This is a genomic window from Blautia sp. An249, assembly GCF_002159835.1.
GTDB classification, from domain to species: Bacteria; Bacillota; Clostridia; order Lachnospirales; family Lachnospiraceae; genus Blautia_A; species Blautia_A avistercoris.
This window is the reverse complement of record NZ_NFJL01000021.1, coordinates 1-17,127: the sequence shown is the minus strand read 5'-3', so window position 1 is coordinate 17,127 and position 17,127 is coordinate 1. Positions and strand designations below refer to the sequence as shown.

The following is a 17,127-nucleotide window of genomic DNA, read 5'->3' as shown; positions in this document are numbered from 1 at the left end:
ACCGCAAATTGTTCGAAAAACAGGCCTCTGATTACTTCACCATAGGATGGGTTATCGCTTTGATAGTTCTTATACCTGGATATTTTTTTTCGTAATTGATCACTGACCCTGACGTACCCGAATATTTAGTTTTCTCATCAATACGGTGATTGTACTTCTGCAAAGTATCAAAAAGCTTTGTATAATCCATCTGGAGACTGTCCTTATTAACACTGATAAAAGCAATGTAATCCGGATCAGACATACTCATACCCCGATTATGATATTTCTCATCAAAATCTTTGATGATCTGATTACGAATATCATCCTGAGAAATATACTTTCTGGTAAGAAGTATTTCATATACTTTATCCCAGTTCACATAGGAATTTTCAAGCAGTCCACCGATACTTTCTGCTAATACGTGGTTTTCATGATCTTTAAATTTCTGAGTATAGATGACACTGCCTGATTTATACATATCCCAGTGTGCATAGTCAAATGTATGAATATCGGACGCTTTCCAAAAGCTATCCTGCACCTGGAGCATCAACTGGGAATAGTACTGATTTCCAAATTGAGTATGTAAAAGGCTGCCAAGTCTGCCGCACAGTTCCTTACACTTCAGATAACGTTCATAATCAGATCCAGCCGTTGCTGTTTCCTGAGCAATCCATTTCTGACAGGCCAGATTAATCTTGTTAAAAGATTCTTTATGATATTGCAGCTTTTCTAAATACTGGAGAACACTGACAAGATTCCTGTCATCTTTCAAAATTTTATTATCCAGTTTCGCCGCCCAATAACTGTCATAAGAAGGTATATATTCCTTATTTAAATATGAATTATTAAACAAGCGGGGTTGTTTCGTCTCAAGAAAATCATATATCGCAATACTGCTGTCAGAAGAAGTCGATAAATACAACTTACTGATATAAGATGCCAGTTCGTTTACGCTTTCCTCTTTCACTACAGCAGCAAGCACTTTCAATACGGCAACAGAAACCTTCTTCTTGTCTCTTGTCAGGAAGTAGATGATTTTGTTAAGCAGACGATCCTCACGCTCGTTGGTTTTCGCCTGTTGTCCATACTGACGAATCATATTTTCTAATTCAAAAATCGGAACGCACCCAATATATTCCAGATATAAATCACAGATTTCTGGATTTGAAGACTTACAATACTTATCTTTAAGGCATCTTAAAAATTCAACATCCGCAGCGGCGCTTATGTAATCTTCAATGGCATTATATGTCTCAAGCCAGATGAAATCTTCCGCTTCATCCACATCATTATATTCCTGTAAAATTTTCAAACGATACTTATCGTCTTCCTGATGAATGACATCCTTAATACGTGTATAACAACGTTCCCTGAACTGTTGATTTTGTGATTTGATAAAAAGATTAACCAGTGTATTGAAAACAACTTTGTAAAATGGTTCATCGTCATCACACAAAATATTGTAGAAAAAGCCTTCTCTGGCATCTGCATTTGCACTGTTATACATACGATTCCAGATTTTCTCTTTACCGGGAATATCGCACTGTTTAAAGACAGTAACAATCTTCCAGTACAGGGCTGACTTCCATTCCGTTTCAAAAAATTCTTCGTACAGTTGGATATACTCATTAACTAAGGAGACGTCCAGCTCTATCTTATTTATCTCCACAAATTTCTCGAGTATCGTACCTGCTCTGGTATGTAATTCTTCCGACTCAAATACCAAAGTGAATAGTCGTTTTTTCTCCTCCGTTGACGCGTTATTATAATTTTGAATCAAATTTTCTTCAATCTGAGCCATGATTTGTCTGTCAGATTCTTTTTCAGAATCCAGTTTTCTATATAACTCAAAATTAATATTAAACGCTTCCATGTAATGGTTGGAATCCACAAATGGCAGTAATCGGACTACAATTGAATTAATCACATCCATATTGGAAGCCGGAAGTGAGAATACATCATTAATGAATGTAAATTGCGTCTCTGCCGTTTCTGATGCAAACATCGAAGGTTTCTGCGATAATTTCGAAAGCTTTGATATAACATACTCTGCTTCGCTGCCTTCAGAAAGCTTAAGGTTATCCCTGAATGTCTCCAGAACGCCAAAATAATCCTTCAGCGCTTCGTCAGACATCGTTAACAAATCCTCCAAATAAAAATCCATTATTTCAACAGATGAGTTGTTAACGAAGCACTCGCCTGTATTTATATCGTAGGTTATATCTGTTTTTTCCGGATCTTTCTCCTGAAGAATCTGAACCGTTACTCCAATGCTGCTCGGTACGCTTCTGCTGCAGAAGGAAATCTTCTCACGTAATTCATACGGCAGCATGCTCATGATTAAATAACCCAAATGACGCATAACTTTATTCGCATTTTTGGAATTATCAATCCGAAGACCGCATGAATAGTTTTTATTTTTGGAAAGGGACGTGTAAACTGCATTTAAAAACTTTAAATATCCTTCATTGTTAAGCTTATATTCCTGAAAAATATAGTCTTTACTCAGCTCAGCATTCGCAGAGATATTTAAAGCCTTTAAAGCAAACATCTCTTCCCGATGATTTACTTTTCTTGAAAGGAAGTTCTTATTTGTGAATCCCCAAATTTGTTCCGGATTCTTAACAAGTTCCCTGTACTCCGTATCTTCGATTAACAACCCATGGTTTACAGAATTACTTCTTCCCATTGAAAATTCTCTCTGGAACGTAGCAAGACAGAATCGATGCATCTCTTCAAAAGGATAAAGCATAAATGGGGAATCCGCTCCTGAGCCCAAATCTCCAATATCTGAAGCCGCCATATCCATGACAACATTCACACGGTGGGCTTCCTCTTTCGATAAACCACGAGAACAATATTCCATATAACCTTGTTCAACTGTTCGTCTATATAAAACTTGCTCAATCATTTTTTCTTACCTCCAAAAGGCCCCAGATTCTTCAACAGGTTCTTCCACCAGTTCCCGCTTACTCCCGACTGTTCCGGATCATTTTGTACATTTGACGTATACACGTTTCCACGGGCGATAATATCCATTTCACTCAACAGCCAGAAAAGGGGTTCCTCAATACGCAATGACCTCAAATCCCCATTCCCTCTTGGATAACCCTGCATATAAATATCAAAAGAGTAATCATCCATCTCTTCTTTCTTGCTGCTGATGTATCTGATTAAATCTCTCATGGACAGCGTTTCATTTCCTCCATGGTCTGCCGCAACCAGTTCTATAATTTCATCCTCGTCAAACCTCTCATAGACAGCCTCTCTAACGTCCGCCCGGGTATTTAATATAGATTCATCCCTGAGAATTTCATCCAATTTTCTGGCAACCTCGTCGCTCTGATCAAAAATGAAAGATCTTCTTACAATAATATTATTTGTATCAATGATATTATCAGCCGGATTGGCTTCCTGATCCTCCAGGTCAAGCTGGATATTTTTCAGCTTCTTGCTTAAAACCCCAAATTTCTTCATATACGCTTCTATGTAATTGCTTTTCCATTCATCCCTTGAAACTAACTCGAAGGTAAGTTTCTGATCTACCCCGTCAAGAAGAGCAGAAACAGCAAAGAAGGAAGGATTGGCAATTTGCTGTTGCACATTTACATAAAAAGGATTGGCTTTTGAAGTATAAAATCTTCTAAGCTGTCCGCTTAAGAGGGCATATTCGTCAGCATAAAAATATTTCTTCTCCGGATCCCATGGAATATTTTTCATTATTACTGAATTGGGATTAAAGAAAACGCCGTCCGGATTGAGGCTTTCCTTAATCAGTGCGCTGGAAAGAAGCAAATCTGATTTTGATATTGTAATTGCCGTAGGTACCGGAACCTGTCCGCCAAATACCCTATATAAAGTTGAAATCATATTACTGGCCGGATATTTGGGTATTGGATTGTTTACTAACTGCATCGGATCGATAAGCATGATAATGGCATCCGAGCTTTTAATATAACCGGCAAAAAATTCAAACCTGTTCGGATTTTCCTTCACAAGATCAACAAGAATTTCTCCTGCAACATCATAAATAACAAAGTCATACGTTTTTAATTCCTTCTTCTTTTCAAAGGTCATGGTCACAAAATATGGAACCTTAAAGTTTAGCGTCTTAGTTGAATCCGGCAATGGCTGATTTAAGGTCAGGTAGGAATTATCATCATCTGGTAATGACAACTGGTCAACAAAAGAACCATTAACATGACTCAGGATGCCCCCCTGCAAAGAATCCTGAAGTTTAGACAGAAGCTGTTTCAGGAATACCGTCTTACCTGATGTTGATACACCCAGGATCGATATAAACTTCTGTGGATTTTTTCCGTAATGAAGGGGTAATTTATTATGACAATATGGGCAAATTCTGGTTTTACTCTCAAAATGACCGCATTTATCTTCAATTTTTTCTATAAAACCATCGTTATCAGCGATGTAGTCCCCTACAATCATGTCTGATTTATTCGATGGATCCACCCAGGGTATAAAGAACGAATCTTCCACATTGGGTGCTGGAATCCCTCCACGTAAACTTCCCCAGACTTTATCGTATTTCGGATCCACTTCTTCTCTCTTTAGAAACTTAGAAAATTCCTCCTGTTTCGCAGGATCTTCTTTCTTCGCTGCCTTGTTCTTCGCATCTTCACATGCCTCTTCTGCAATTCGAAAATGCACTTCATCGTGTGCAAATTCTGCAAAACAGTAAGGACATTTAATCCTTTTCCATGATTCTTTCATAGCTACTCCTCGCTTATCGTCAAGTTATATTTGCTGTTCAAATTCTTTGTAATACACGGCTGACATGTGGAATTTTTAGGAATTTGAATACTAATTGTCTGACCAAGCATTGCTGCTGTCACGGGATACCTGAGGTTATCAACCATATATTCTGCTACTATTTCATCTCCTTTTACCGGTAAAGAGTCATTGACAAATGTAAGATGTTCCGCAGCCTTAAATACCGGAAAAAAGGACTTTCTCTTTTTTATGCACTTAATAACCCCTTTAATCGTTTTCTGAAGTTTGGCACATTCTTCCCCGTCAGCCGGAATAAGAATTTCATTCTTTGTAACAGGCAGCAAGATAACATCAACCGGCGCTTTTATCGTAGTTGTTAAAATTTGTAATGAAGTCTGTCTGGTCACCTTTTGCCAATACACACCATTTCCCTGATGTCTCATTTCTTCACAGTGATTTTCCAATATTTTTTTTAATTCATCGTAAGTTATCCATGAAGACTTGACGCATACCAATATGTCCGGATGATATACAGACGCCAGCCAACTAATCGAATAATTCTGGTTGACAATTTTCGCATCCTGAATCATGATCTGATTCTGTGGGTTCATATATTTGATCTCCATTATTTCACCTCCGGTTTCAGAGATAAGGTATGGAAATCAATTCTTTCCACACAATCTTGCCTGCTTGATTCCAAAGGTTTATAATTGTCAGCAAGCCTCAAAAGTTTTGAGTTCGGATGGATTAATATTAATACATCTCCTGTTTCCATCTTCTCTAATTTAAACTGAAGATTCATCCAATTAATGCAAATATTTCTGGTAACACTGTCTTTTTCACTGATTTCTTCGAACATCTTCTTCGCTATATCAACCTTTCCAACGCGCGTGTTAATTTCCTCTTCAAAAGACTTGTAATAAACAGGATTACTGTCAAATATCTGCAGTAATATTGAATGTAAACGATTTTTCAGTAAATCCTCTTTATCCGAACAGGCATCCAGCTTCGCAATAATCTCTTCTGCATGGCTTGCAAAGTAATCGTCCACCCGCCCTCCATAATAGTTCGTTAAGTTTGCTTCTTTTTCAATTGCATGAATCTGCAGTTCCGGACTCCTTAAACATTCCAGCAGCCATTGATAAACCTCACTGGTATGATCTATTTTCTTCATAAATTGCTCTGAAAAAGCGGCAAATATTCTTTCCGTGATTTCATCTTCAATTACCTGATTCGCATATTCCGTTAAAACCTTACTGTAAGTTCCTTCATCAGAGATTTGTCTCTCATGCAAAAGAGCTGTTTTAAGACTCCCCAGCAAATCTTTCTTTTGGCGATTTCCTTTCAGGAAACCTTCAACTGCATAAAATGTAAGCAGCGGCTCTGATAATTCGCCGGAAAAGTCAACCTTCTTCGCCCGCGATCTATTAATCTCGCTTACCTTCTGCTTTATCATTGCGTTAAAACACATTGCTGCGATAGGATAATTCCTCTCTAAGGATGCAATCCCCTTTTTTATATTCGCCTTTTCTTTCTGCAATTTCTTATTGTCTGGCAGATACTTAAAATCCGTTTCTCTGAATAAGAAAGAACCCGTTCCATATGCAGCCTCTCGCTGAATACTTCCTCTGTATCTTCTCAAAATATCCTGATCAAGGTTTGCGTACTCCGGACAATTACAAACCTTTTCCAGTAACCTGCGAATGGAAAACTGAACAATTTTTCTGGTTGGCTTCTCCAGCAGATTATAAGAAAAAGTATACGCATTATTGTCATTAAAGTAATGGGAATCAATACTCATTATGGCTGTGATATTGGCTGCCAGTCTTGCAATCTTTAACCCGCTCTCTCCTAACCACATCGCACCATTAGACAGTCTGTTGGAATATACAAACTGATAACAAATCCGATCGCGGTTTTCCATAAGGTTTAAAAGATTCTTTTCAGACGTTTCAATCTGATTCTGTCTCTCATAATCTAAGAATTCGTGCAAAATAATTTTGTACAACGGGCTGTTAAATTTTTGCTTCAAAAAAAGACGCAGATCCTCCAAAGTGCATTTTGTCATATTAACCAACACATGGATTTGAATCTCACTGAGGCTCAAATATAACGGGTTTGCGCGAACCTGATTCTCAATTGCCTCAAAATCCGATTCCCTATCTGCCCTTGGAATATTCAAATATACGCCCGGCCACAACTGTTCCAGAAATTCATAATAACTGTCCAATGCTTTTTTATCTAAATTATAATTAACAATAATGGAAGGATTTCTGGGAGCCTGTGCGTCATATCCTACTGCCCCGTTTCTTTCAGATTTGTTTCGTATCTCTGCCACACAGCAATCTATTAATTTCTTCATTTCCATCCTCCCTGGTTAATAATCTCCTGTGGCCAACCATCATTCATCGCTCATATATCCTCTAATCTCTGCAATAGCTTTCTTCACACTGTCAAACTTTTCAACTTCCCTCCTGACAATCTGCTGAATGCCATAGAACCTGAGGAAATTATCCCTGACTAATGTATTACCCGGCAGATTTCCCTTGGAATTAATCGGGATGGCATTTACTGGTGAATTCAGGACTCCTTCTAATTCAGAAATTCTCTGGCTCACCCTTTCCGTATCCATCCTTCCATCCTTTTTTAGGTCTTCCACATTAAACAGTTCCCCTTCCATTTCCTTAAACTGTTTAACATATGCCTGTCCGCCTGTCGTTGCAGTTGCTCCCTCAAAATAGATAATCCCCTTTGCTGCTGCGTCATCATACAGCTTCACAAGTTCTTCCGCATTTCTAGTATACTTTGGCTCGAGACTATAGGGATACGGGAAGGTTAGGATTTCTCTCCAATTTGGTTTATTCTCACAGAGGTGAAGGCCAGATTCCTGATAACTTTCATATGCGCCAAGATACTGAACCAGCCCCCGATACGCATGCATAGGGACACCACTTATGATTCTCAGGATATGGAGCCTGTCGTAAATAAACGCCTTTCTCACTTCAACCCAATTATCATTGCTGAGTTTGTACTGGTCTGCTGCCTGCCAGACACAGCTTGCTGTGCCTGGCACAGTCAAAATGGTTCTGTGAAGGGTCTTCGTGTGATCGCTAACCATCGGCTCATCGGTCCAGAAAATCGGAGCTGCTGCATCTGCAAGCGGCTCAATAATCCGTTGCTGAATAGTATTCGCAAAGTTTCCGGCAGGCGTCCCTTCCATATTCCAATTTTTTCTCAGGAAGCTTTCAAGGCTTCCTGAAAGAGTTGGACGGAATTTTCTCAAAACATACTCCGAAATCTTCGCCTTCAATTTAGATTCCTCACGTTCCATCCAGATCTCCGGATACGTGGTAAGAATTTTTAAAAGGCCTCCCGTTTCTACTACGGGATTCAGCTTCATAATCCCCATATCCAGCTCCGGCTGAATCTGAGAGAACTTTACAAGCTGCTTCGTGAAGCCGTCCTGTGACTGGTCTCCCTTCCCCAACTGGAAATAGGTACGATTCGCCTCAAACGTCTCCATTAACTCCGTTGTAATTTCATACAAGGGCTTCAAGTATCTGTTATTCATGGAACGGAAAGCTTCAATCAAATTTTTCATCAGACGCTCCATCTCTTCAAACAAATCCGCCTGTGCCTGCCAGTGATACATACTATTCAGTATCGCTGCATATTCCTTCATATTTCTGCTTTTATTCAGAAAACTGGAATTACCCAATTTTCTTTTAGCATCTGGCTCTTGACTTGCAAAAAGAGCCTCCTGATCCCTTGCATGCTGCCTCTGATCTGTATAATATTTCAGCCTGCCCTCAAGATAGTGGAAGATGTCCACCCCTGATTTGTTCATCATCCCATAGGCATAGATTGGCCCTTTCCCGGGATCCTCTGCCAGTTCGATCAATTTATTTAATGCCAAACCGGGGATGGAGCTGGCGCCTGCCTGAAAAACATATGTATTAACATCCTTTTCCATGGATCCTCTGTTCTGAATCAGAAGGGCTTTTCGCTGTTTTAAAGATGTTTCTGTAGGGGCGAGCATCGCATATGGAAATTTCCCGTTATTCATGTTCGCTTTTATCCAGTCAAAATATTTTTTAACCAGATCTTCTGTAATCTGGATCCATCCAGAACCGCCCTGGGCTATCTGGTTTTCCAGCTCCCTGAAGCAGCTGTCAGATAGTTTCAGATAATCTGCGAACTCCTGTTCAATCTGGTCATTATCCGGCATTTTCGTACAGATGGTAAGCTTCTTAAACAGCTCAGTTGCTAAGTAGGTGGCCATCTGGGTGGTGGGAATCTCCGCATTTACAGAACCAATAATATGGTAGTTCTGAGAATAGCCACGTCCATGTTCCGGATCTATTCCTGCTAACCCCCACGGCATGCCGGCAGCAATCCCAGCCAGCGCGACTGGCTTCCCACCATCCGCCACCTGCTCTTTTGATATAAATGCAAGGATATAATCTCCGATTACATTTAACGCGTATTCGTACCCCTTCGATACAGGAACTCCCTTCATGTTAGTTGAAGATACAAAATGGCACATATCAACTAATTGTTCCTGCGTACGGATCACAAACGAACCGTAATCCTGCTCAAACCATTCATGGGAATCCTTCAGGTTCATCAAATGTTCGATCTCCAGCAGCGATGCCATGCCATTCCTCTGATTATTAGCCCTCCTGACAGGATCACCAATAATTTCCTCCTTGGAAATAATTGCATCCGGAAGGACGAAGTAGCCGAACACGTTAGCCCCTCTAAATCCTAATCCGTCAATTACCTCCCTTGCAATATAACATACATCCACGAAGGAACCGGCCCCCATCCCGCCGGAAATACTGGATACAATGTGAACATTTAAGCTATTGCCAGTCCGCTCAGTACAGGCCTGGGTGATCACCTGTGTCAGTTTCCTTTTAATGTCATTTGCACTGGCAATGGTAAGCCATCTGCCAAACGGACGATAGGCTCCGGTTCCGTCTGGAGTCGGAGGGAGATGGTTTAACATATAGTCAACATTCATCCACTGCATTTCTTTCTGGCTTTTAAGACCATCTAACATAAGCGATGAAAAAATATGCTTATAATTATAGTTCTGAATATTTAACCTTTCTTCCTTGGTAAGTCCGGATCTTTCAAGCCATTTACTGTCAGCATCAATCCCCAGAAATTTAATATGATCGTACCTGGGTTCATCCCCCCTGCTCCTTACATCGTTCTCATTGTCTGGTTCAATCTGTCTGTGAACCTTGGTTTTTAAGCGAGAGACAGCATCAACACCGGTTCCGCCAAGCCCGATAATTACCATGGGTTCTGAAGATTGAGGAACCTGTGTAATAGAATTAACGATTCCTCCCTCCCGGTTACCAATAAATAATGATTCCAACATCGTATCACCCCTCCGTATAATTCCATATGCATCTGGTCGCATCCATAGCGGAGCGTTTGTTCTTTAATAGGAACTCCTTCCCCCAAACCGGCAAAGGAGTTCCCTCATCAGTTAATGATTTCATTTACACCAATGCACTTCACATCGTCAGCATTATGAGAATATTCCGCAAGTAGTCAATAAAGAAAGCATAGAAGGCATCAATCTCTTTTTGTTCTGATTTTCCCGCAAAGTTCTTCGAAATCATCGCCAGTATCTGAGGATTGTACCTGGCCAGAAGCTCCTCTGCTCTTTCCTTCTTTTTCTCTGAGCTCATCTCGTTAAAGCTGGTATTGGCATTTTGTTTAATATCCGCCTGAACCTCATCCTCTAATGCTGACACACTCTTAAACGCCTGATAATACTTACTGGGTCCAGAATAGGGCATACTGTTATCACACAACATGGCTGCCTTCTCCATTCCGAACTGCACGTATTTGTAGGACACATTAAATCCCTCATCCTCGAACAGCCCTGTAAAAACCGCATCGAAAAAAGTTTTTCTAAGAGTTTCCAAACGACTCATATTGCTCATAGTTTCTTTAATCTCTGCAATAGCTTTCTTCACACTGTCAAACTTTTCAACTTCTTTCCTGACAACCTGCTGAATGCCATAGAACCTGAGGAAATTATCCCTGACTAATGTATTACCCGGCAAATTTCCCTTGGAATTAATCGGAATGGTATTTACTGGTGAATTCAGGACTCCTTCCAATTCAGAAATTCTCTGATTCGCCCTTTCCATATCCATCCTTCCATCCTTTTTTAGGTCTTCCACATTGAACAGTTCCCCTTCCATCTCCTTAAACTGTTTAACATATGCCTTTTCGCTTGCCGTTTCAGTTTCACTTTCGAAATAGATAATCCCCTTTGCTACTGCGTTATCATACAGCTTCACAAGTTCTTCTGCATTTTTGGTATACTTCGGCACGTAACTATAGGGATAAGGGAAGGTTAAGATTTTCTTCCAATTGACGTCACGCTCATGGAGATGAAGGCCTGACTCAGAATAGCCCTCATATGCGCCAAGATACTCCACCAGCCCCCGATACGCATGCATGGGGACACCGCTTATAGTTCTCAGAATATAGATCCTGTCATTAATACTCGACCTTCTCACTCCAATACTAATATCGGCACCTTTGTGTTGGTCTGCTGCCTGGCAAATACAGCTTGCTTCATTTGGCACTGTCAAAATAGAACGGTGCGCCGTCTTCGTGTTATCGCTAACCATCGGCTCATCGGTCCAGAAAATCGGGGCCGCTGCATCTACAAGTGGAGCAATAGTCTTTTGCTGAATAGCATCCGCAAAGCTTCCGGCAGACGCCTCTTCCATCTTCCATTTTTTTCTCAGGAAGCTTTCAAGATTTTTTGAAAGAGTTAGATTGAATTTTCCCAAAACATACTCCGAAATCTTCGCCTTCAGTTTGGATTCCTCATGTTCCATCCAGATCTCCGGATACGTGGTAAGAATTTTTAAAAGGCCTCCCGTTTCTACTACGGGATCCAGCATTCCAATCTCCGCATCCAGTTGCGGCTTAATCTCAGAGAACTTTGCAAGCTGCTTCGTAAAGCCATCCGGTGACTGGTCTCCCTTCCCCAACTGGAAATAGGTACGATTCGCCTCAAACGTCTCCATTAACTCCGTTGTAATTTCATACAAGGGCTTCAAGTATCTGTTATTCATGGAACGGAAAGCTTCAATCAAATTTTTCATCAGACGCTCCATCGCTTCAAACAAGTCTCCCTGTGCCTGCCAGAAATATTGGCTATTCAGTGTTGTTGCATATTCCTTAATACTCTTTTTTTTATTCCCGAATTTAGAATTCCCTAATTTTTTTCTGGCATCTGGCTCTTGACTTGCAAAAAGAGCCTCCTGATCCCTTGCATGCTGCCTCTGATCCGTATAATATTTCAGCCTGCCATCAAGATAGTGAAAGATGTCCGCCCCTGTTTTATTCATCATCCCATAGGCATAGATTGGCCCTTTCCCGGGGTCTTCTGCCAGTTCGATCAATTTGTTTAATGCCAAACCGGGGATGGAGCTGGCGCCTGCTTCAAAAACATATTTATTAACATCCTTTTCCATGGATCCTCTGTTCTGAGTCAGAAGGGCTTTTCGCTGTTTTAAAGATGATGTTATAGGGTTCATCATCGCAGTTGGAAATTTCCCGTTATTCATGTTCTCTTTTATCCAGTCAAAATGTTTTTTAACCAGATCTTCTGTAATCTGGATCCATCCAGAACCGCCCTGGGCTATCTGGTTTTCCAACTGCTTAAAACGGCTGTCAGATAGTTTCAGATAATCTGCAAACTCCTGTTCAATCTGGTCATTATCCGGCATTTCCTTGCGGATGGTAAGCTTCTTAAACAGCTCAGTTGCTAAGTAGGTAGCCATCTGGGTGGTGGGAATCTCCGCATTTGCAGAACCAATAATGTGGTAGTTCTGAGAATAGCCATGTCCATGTTCCGGATCTATTCCTGCTACAGCAGCAGTAATATTTGTAAGATTTCCCGACATTGTGATTGCTTCCCCACCATTCTTCACCTGTTCTTTTGATACAAATGCAAGGATATAATCTCCGATTACATTTAACGCATATTCGTACCCATTCGATACAGGAACTCCCTTCATGTTAGTTGAAGATACAAAATGGCACATATTAACTAATGGTTCCTGCGTACGGATCTGAAACGAACCGTAATCCTGCTCAAACCATTCATGGGAATCCTTCAGGTTCATCAAATGTTCGATCTCCAGCAGCGATGCCATGCCATTCCTCTGATTATTAGCCCTCCTGACAGGATCACCAATAATTTCCTCCTTGGAAATAATTGCATCCGGAAGGACGAAGTAGCCGAACACGTTAGCCCCTCTAAATCCTAATCCGTTAATTACATCCCTTGCAATATAACATACATCCACAAAGGAACCGGCCCCCATCCCGCCGGAAATGCCGGATACAATGTGAACATTTAAGCTATTGCCAGTCCGCTCAGTACAGGCCTGGGTGATCACCTGCGTCAGTTTCATTTTAATATTGCTTGCACTGGCAATGGTAAGCCATCTGCCAAACTGACGATAGGCCCCAGCTCCGTCTGGATTCTGAGGAAGATGGTTCGATACGTAATCGATACTCATCCATTGCAGTTCTTTCTGCTTCTTAAGCGCATCTATTTTCGCAGGAGAAAAGATAACCTTATAGTCACGATTTTGAATATTCAATCTTTCTCCCTCGGTAAGTCCAGCTCTTTCAAGCCATTTGCTGTCGGCATCAATCCCCAGAAACTTAATATGATCGTACCTGGGTTCATCCCCCCTGCTCCTTACATCGTTCTCATTGTCTGGCTTAATCTGCCTGTGAAGCTTGGTTTTTAAGTGAGAGATAGCATCGACGCCGGTTCCGCCAAGTCCGATAATCACCACAGGTTCTGAAGATTGGTCTACCTGGGTTATTGTACTGATAATCCCGCCGTCCCGATTGCCAATATACAGTGAATTCAACATGTTGTTCTCCTCCTTATTTTAACTCTCTTCAAGAGAGATACTAATCGTATCATTATATCCTGTAGAATCTTCCTGAGAAGTCGATCGGATATCGTACGGCATTCCTGTAACCATATCCAGGGATTTCACTGCCGTTTCTCCCGATGGCGACAGGTAATAGAATGTCTTTGGAGAAACCAGCCGGAGTTTATGACTTCCATATCCAGGTACACTCTTATCAGGAAGTACTTTAAAATACATTCCGTTATCAAACTGATGGTTCATAAGACAGAAGTTCGACAATAGATACTTTCCGGTAAATTCAGCTGCAGGTCTGGAATTACTGTCATCGACCTGGCTTGCTGAGAATACGCTCAAGTAACCTGCGAAGAACCTCTTCTTTGCTTCAATAATCTTTAAAATAATGATTCCGATAATAACAAGCAGCAGAACTCCACAAATAAGAAGAGGAATCCATGTGAGATTTCTCACTTCAATCTGGATTACTCCTTTAACCGTTCCTCCATTCTTATCCTCCGCCTGAACTGTCATCTTTCCGTCAACAAGCTTCTTTAAGGTAACTTCGTTGCCATCAGGCCCCTCAATGTCGCCATCTTCATAAGAAGATGCAATCACTGACAATGCAAGATTCTGATCCTCTTTATCAGAGAAATACTGACCAATATCAATGGTTTCTTCTTTATTAAATAATTTCGTAATTTTAACTGTTTCAACCTCATCTCCTGCTGAGAATTCCGGAAGAGCATCGCCAACAGAGATCGTAATCGGCTCGGACATACTCTCAAACTCACCGCACGTCAGTACTGCATATACCTCATAAGTTCCTTCCTTATCATATGACAAAGATGCTTTAAATCCATTCTCGCCATCTGCATCCATAGGATAGTACTGTTGGGCGTCTTTCTCGTCTTCGCTGTCTGCAGAGTCAACGACCACCGTACCAGCGTAATACTCATAGTATTTTTCACCAATCAGTTTTTCGCCGTCAGAATAGAATCCGGCTGAGAATTCCACATCTTCATTTAAAGAAAACGAATTCTCTTCGGAAGTCGTTTCCAGGCCAACTGTATTGTCCGTATTGAAAACGAAATCAAATGTAATTTCCGTTCCTTTTTTCCCTTTTACCGTTACATCCCACAGTCCCTCGTCCGGTTCTGTGATCTTAATAAAGTAATAATCGCCAATGAGAGACGAGATTCCGCTAAACTCATTTTCGGACATATCCACGCCATCCGGTTTGGTTATTGCCACGCCCGATAGTTTGGAAGCATTATTAATGGTGATGTTTAGTTCTTCCACACCATAGGATGGCACTTCGATAGACTTGGACGCCGACCCGTCCTTTATCGTTTTTTTATCAGAAATAAACCTGGTTTTAAAAATCTGTCCATAAAAATCTTTCAAAGCAGTAACTAAGTTTTCTGAACTTTTAACTTCCAGGAAAGAGCCTCCTGTAGAAGAGGTCATGTCTTTGAATTCCTCCAGATTTGCCGCGCCATTACTGTTCAGACAGATACCATACACTTTAATTTCATCCGCAACGCACTGTTCAATTGCTTTGCGTTCAATTTCAAGGGATTCTTTGTCGGCCTCTTTGGACCCCATATCTGTATTTCCATCACTCAGCAAAAGAATAATCTTCTCAGATTCATCATTACTGGCATTCAGATTATCCGCTGCCGTCTGAAGGGCAAGACCAATATTCGTATCACTTTGATCCGGCACATATTTCTGAATCTGCTTGCTTAGCTTTTCTTTTGAATTCTTACTGTCTATCTCACTTAACCCGGTATCTTCTTCGATTTTGGACGTGAATACTACAGAACCCACATTATTTCCATTTTCACGAAGGGTCTGTAAAAAAATATCAATTGCAGTATAACGGTTATCTTCCGGATCCGTTATCTGCAAAGAACCGCTGGCGTCTACAACTATCTCAATATTATAGTGTGTATCCCCGTCTTTCGTTTCTTCTGCCATAACCGACTGCCCGCCTGCAAATGACGTTATTATCAAAACCAGGGCAAATAACATCACAGCAAACAATTTATTATGTTTCATCTTATTGTTCCTCTCTTTCTTTTGTCAAAATATCTTCTTAATCATCCAGATAAGTGCTGCCATCATGATAAATACAGGCATAAATGCGCCAACCATGTTACCTGTAAAACTCAATAGCTCATCGAAATGAGCAATTATGGCCAATACTTCCAGAACCAGCAACGTAATCAAGCATAATTTTACTATTCTCATCATCCATACACCCCTATCTAATATGCAGAATATATCGGCAGAAAATATATCCCAGCAGCACGACGATCAGCGCTACAATCACGTATTGTAAAATAGGCACAGTTGCATAGAATAGAAAATCCAATACTGCAGTTATATTGATTACAACCAATACCATCGCGATAAGATATAGCACAAGCAGTACCTTTTCCACAGAAATTCCGCTTTTTTTACCTGAACCTGCACCTGTTCCCGTATTCCCCAATGCGCGGACTATTCTTGAAATAATATTTGTTTTTTTGACAGAACCATAACCGCCTGGATGATTTCCCATTTCCGGATTATCATAGCCATCATAACCGGAACCCGTATCCGGAGGGTAATTATAATCCTTTGGAGAATAATCATCATCTGTCCTGAAATTTCCCATATCCCCACTCTCCTTTCATCTATAGCAATCCGTCTACAAAAATTCTTCCCGAATTACTATCAATTAAGAACAACTGCGCTTCAGAAAGATTCGTCAGATCCGTACCCTCAATTATCAGCCTTTTTTCATCTGTCACACTGAATCCTTTTGAAACACTGTTATTCAAAATTTTAAATGCATCTCTATTGGCAGACTCTTCCTCCGAGACCTTCATATGATAATAGTATCCGATAGATGCCGTGATTTTTTCTGCTGCTACCGCATTATCGTAGTGAAGCAAAAACTTCGTTTGCGTCTGAGATAAAAAATCATCCAGACCATCTTTGCTTAAGACTACCGATATATCCATAGCTCCTATACAAAATCTCAGACCGGTACTCTGGAGGAGATAATCTTCAAAGTTTGGATTATTTTTTATTAAAATATCATCTAATACAATATAAGGACATTTTTTCGAGCAACATTTCAACTCGTTGCAAAAATATTCCAGCATCTCTGTCTGATACTGATCAGCTATTTCTATAAAAAGCACATTATTATTCCGAACTTCAGAACAAATATTTATTTTCTCAGGGCACTCACTCTGATAATATGACTGAAAATAATTATTCATTTCCTTCAGCACACGTTTGACGGTTTCGGAACCATTTTGTGCTCTTGCAAAAAACTTACTTTCGGTAACTAATCCCAGGGATTTTGCAAGAAGAGATAATTCTTCATCGGACTTTGAAATAAGGTAAGTAGGTAATCATCCGTGCCTTGACAAAATATGAAAATCCCCCAGCATTTACCGGGGGAAAATTAGTCTCTCAT

10 protein-coding genes are annotated in these 17,127 nt (G+C 40.5%); all 10 read right to left on the bottom strand.

Annotation, left to right across the window (positions count from 1 at the left end):
- Window positions 1-31: 31 nt before the first annotated feature.
- The 10 genes from B5F53_RS15950 to B5F53_RS15910 all read right to left on the bottom strand — a co-directional run bounded on the left by B5F53_RS15950 (window position 32) and on the right by B5F53_RS15910 (window position 16,927).
- Window positions 32-2,893 carry a hypothetical protein gene (locus B5F53_RS15950; RefSeq protein WP_087225396.1) on the bottom strand — a complete coding sequence of 954 codons (2,862 nt, stop codon included), beginning with the start codon at window positions 2,891-2,893 and terminating at the stop codon, window positions 32-34.
- Window positions 2,890-4,713: a TRAFAC clade GTPase domain-containing protein gene (locus tag B5F53_RS15945; protein ID WP_087225393.1), complete on the bottom strand. Its 1,824-nt coding sequence runs from the start codon at window positions 4,711-4,713 to the stop codon at window positions 2,890-2,892. The genes B5F53_RS15950 and B5F53_RS15945 overlap by 4 nt, the downstream gene beginning before the upstream one ends.
- A gap of 2 nt (window positions 4,714-4,715) precedes the next feature.
- Window positions 4,716-5,339: a hypothetical protein gene (locus B5F53_RS15940; RefSeq protein WP_087225390.1), complete on the bottom strand. Its 624-nt coding sequence runs from the start codon at window positions 5,337-5,339 to the stop codon at window positions 4,716-4,718.
- Window positions 5,339-7,075, bottom strand: a complete 1,737-nt coding sequence (locus tag B5F53_RS15935; protein WP_087225387.1) for a hypothetical protein — start codon at window positions 7,073-7,075, stop codon at window positions 5,339-5,341. Before B5F53_RS15935 ends, B5F53_RS15940 begins: the two co-directional genes overlap by 1 nt.
- Before the next feature lie 39 nt (window positions 7,076-7,114).
- Entirely contained in the window at window positions 7,115-10,105 is a 2,991-nt protein-coding gene (locus B5F53_RS15930; RefSeq protein ID WP_162610634.1) for a tubulin-like doman-containing protein, read from the bottom strand.
- A 139-nt stretch (window positions 10,106-10,244) separates the two neighbouring features.
- Window positions 10,245-13,652 (bottom strand): tubulin-like doman-containing protein, encoded by a 3,408-nt coding sequence (locus tag B5F53_RS15925; protein WP_087225381.1) that lies wholly within the window; start codon window positions 13,650-13,652, stop codon window positions 10,245-10,247.
- Window positions 13,653-13,670: 18 nt separating this feature from the next.
- On the bottom strand, window positions 13,671-15,713 hold the full coding sequence (locus B5F53_RS15920) for a vWA domain-containing protein (RefSeq protein WP_087225378.1): 2,043 nt from the start codon (window positions 15,711-15,713) through the stop codon (window positions 13,671-13,673).
- 24 nt (window positions 15,714-15,737) lie between these two features.
- A complete protein-coding gene (locus B5F53_RS19975; RefSeq protein ID WP_162610633.1) occupies window positions 15,738-15,908 on the bottom strand; it encodes a hypothetical protein in 171 nt (56 codons plus the stop codon).
- A gap of 10 nt (window positions 15,909-15,918) precedes the next feature.
- A complete protein-coding gene (locus tag B5F53_RS15915) occupies window positions 15,919-16,314 on the bottom strand; it encodes a hypothetical protein (RefSeq protein WP_087225376.1) in 396 nt (131 codons plus the stop codon).
- Window positions 16,315-16,333: 19 nt separating this feature from the next.
- Complete coding sequence (locus tag B5F53_RS15910) at window positions 16,334-16,927, bottom strand: hypothetical protein (RefSeq protein ID WP_140398261.1); 594 nt, start codon at window positions 16,925-16,927, stop codon at window positions 16,334-16,336.
- Between the last annotated feature and the right edge of the window lie 200 nt (window positions 16,928-17,127).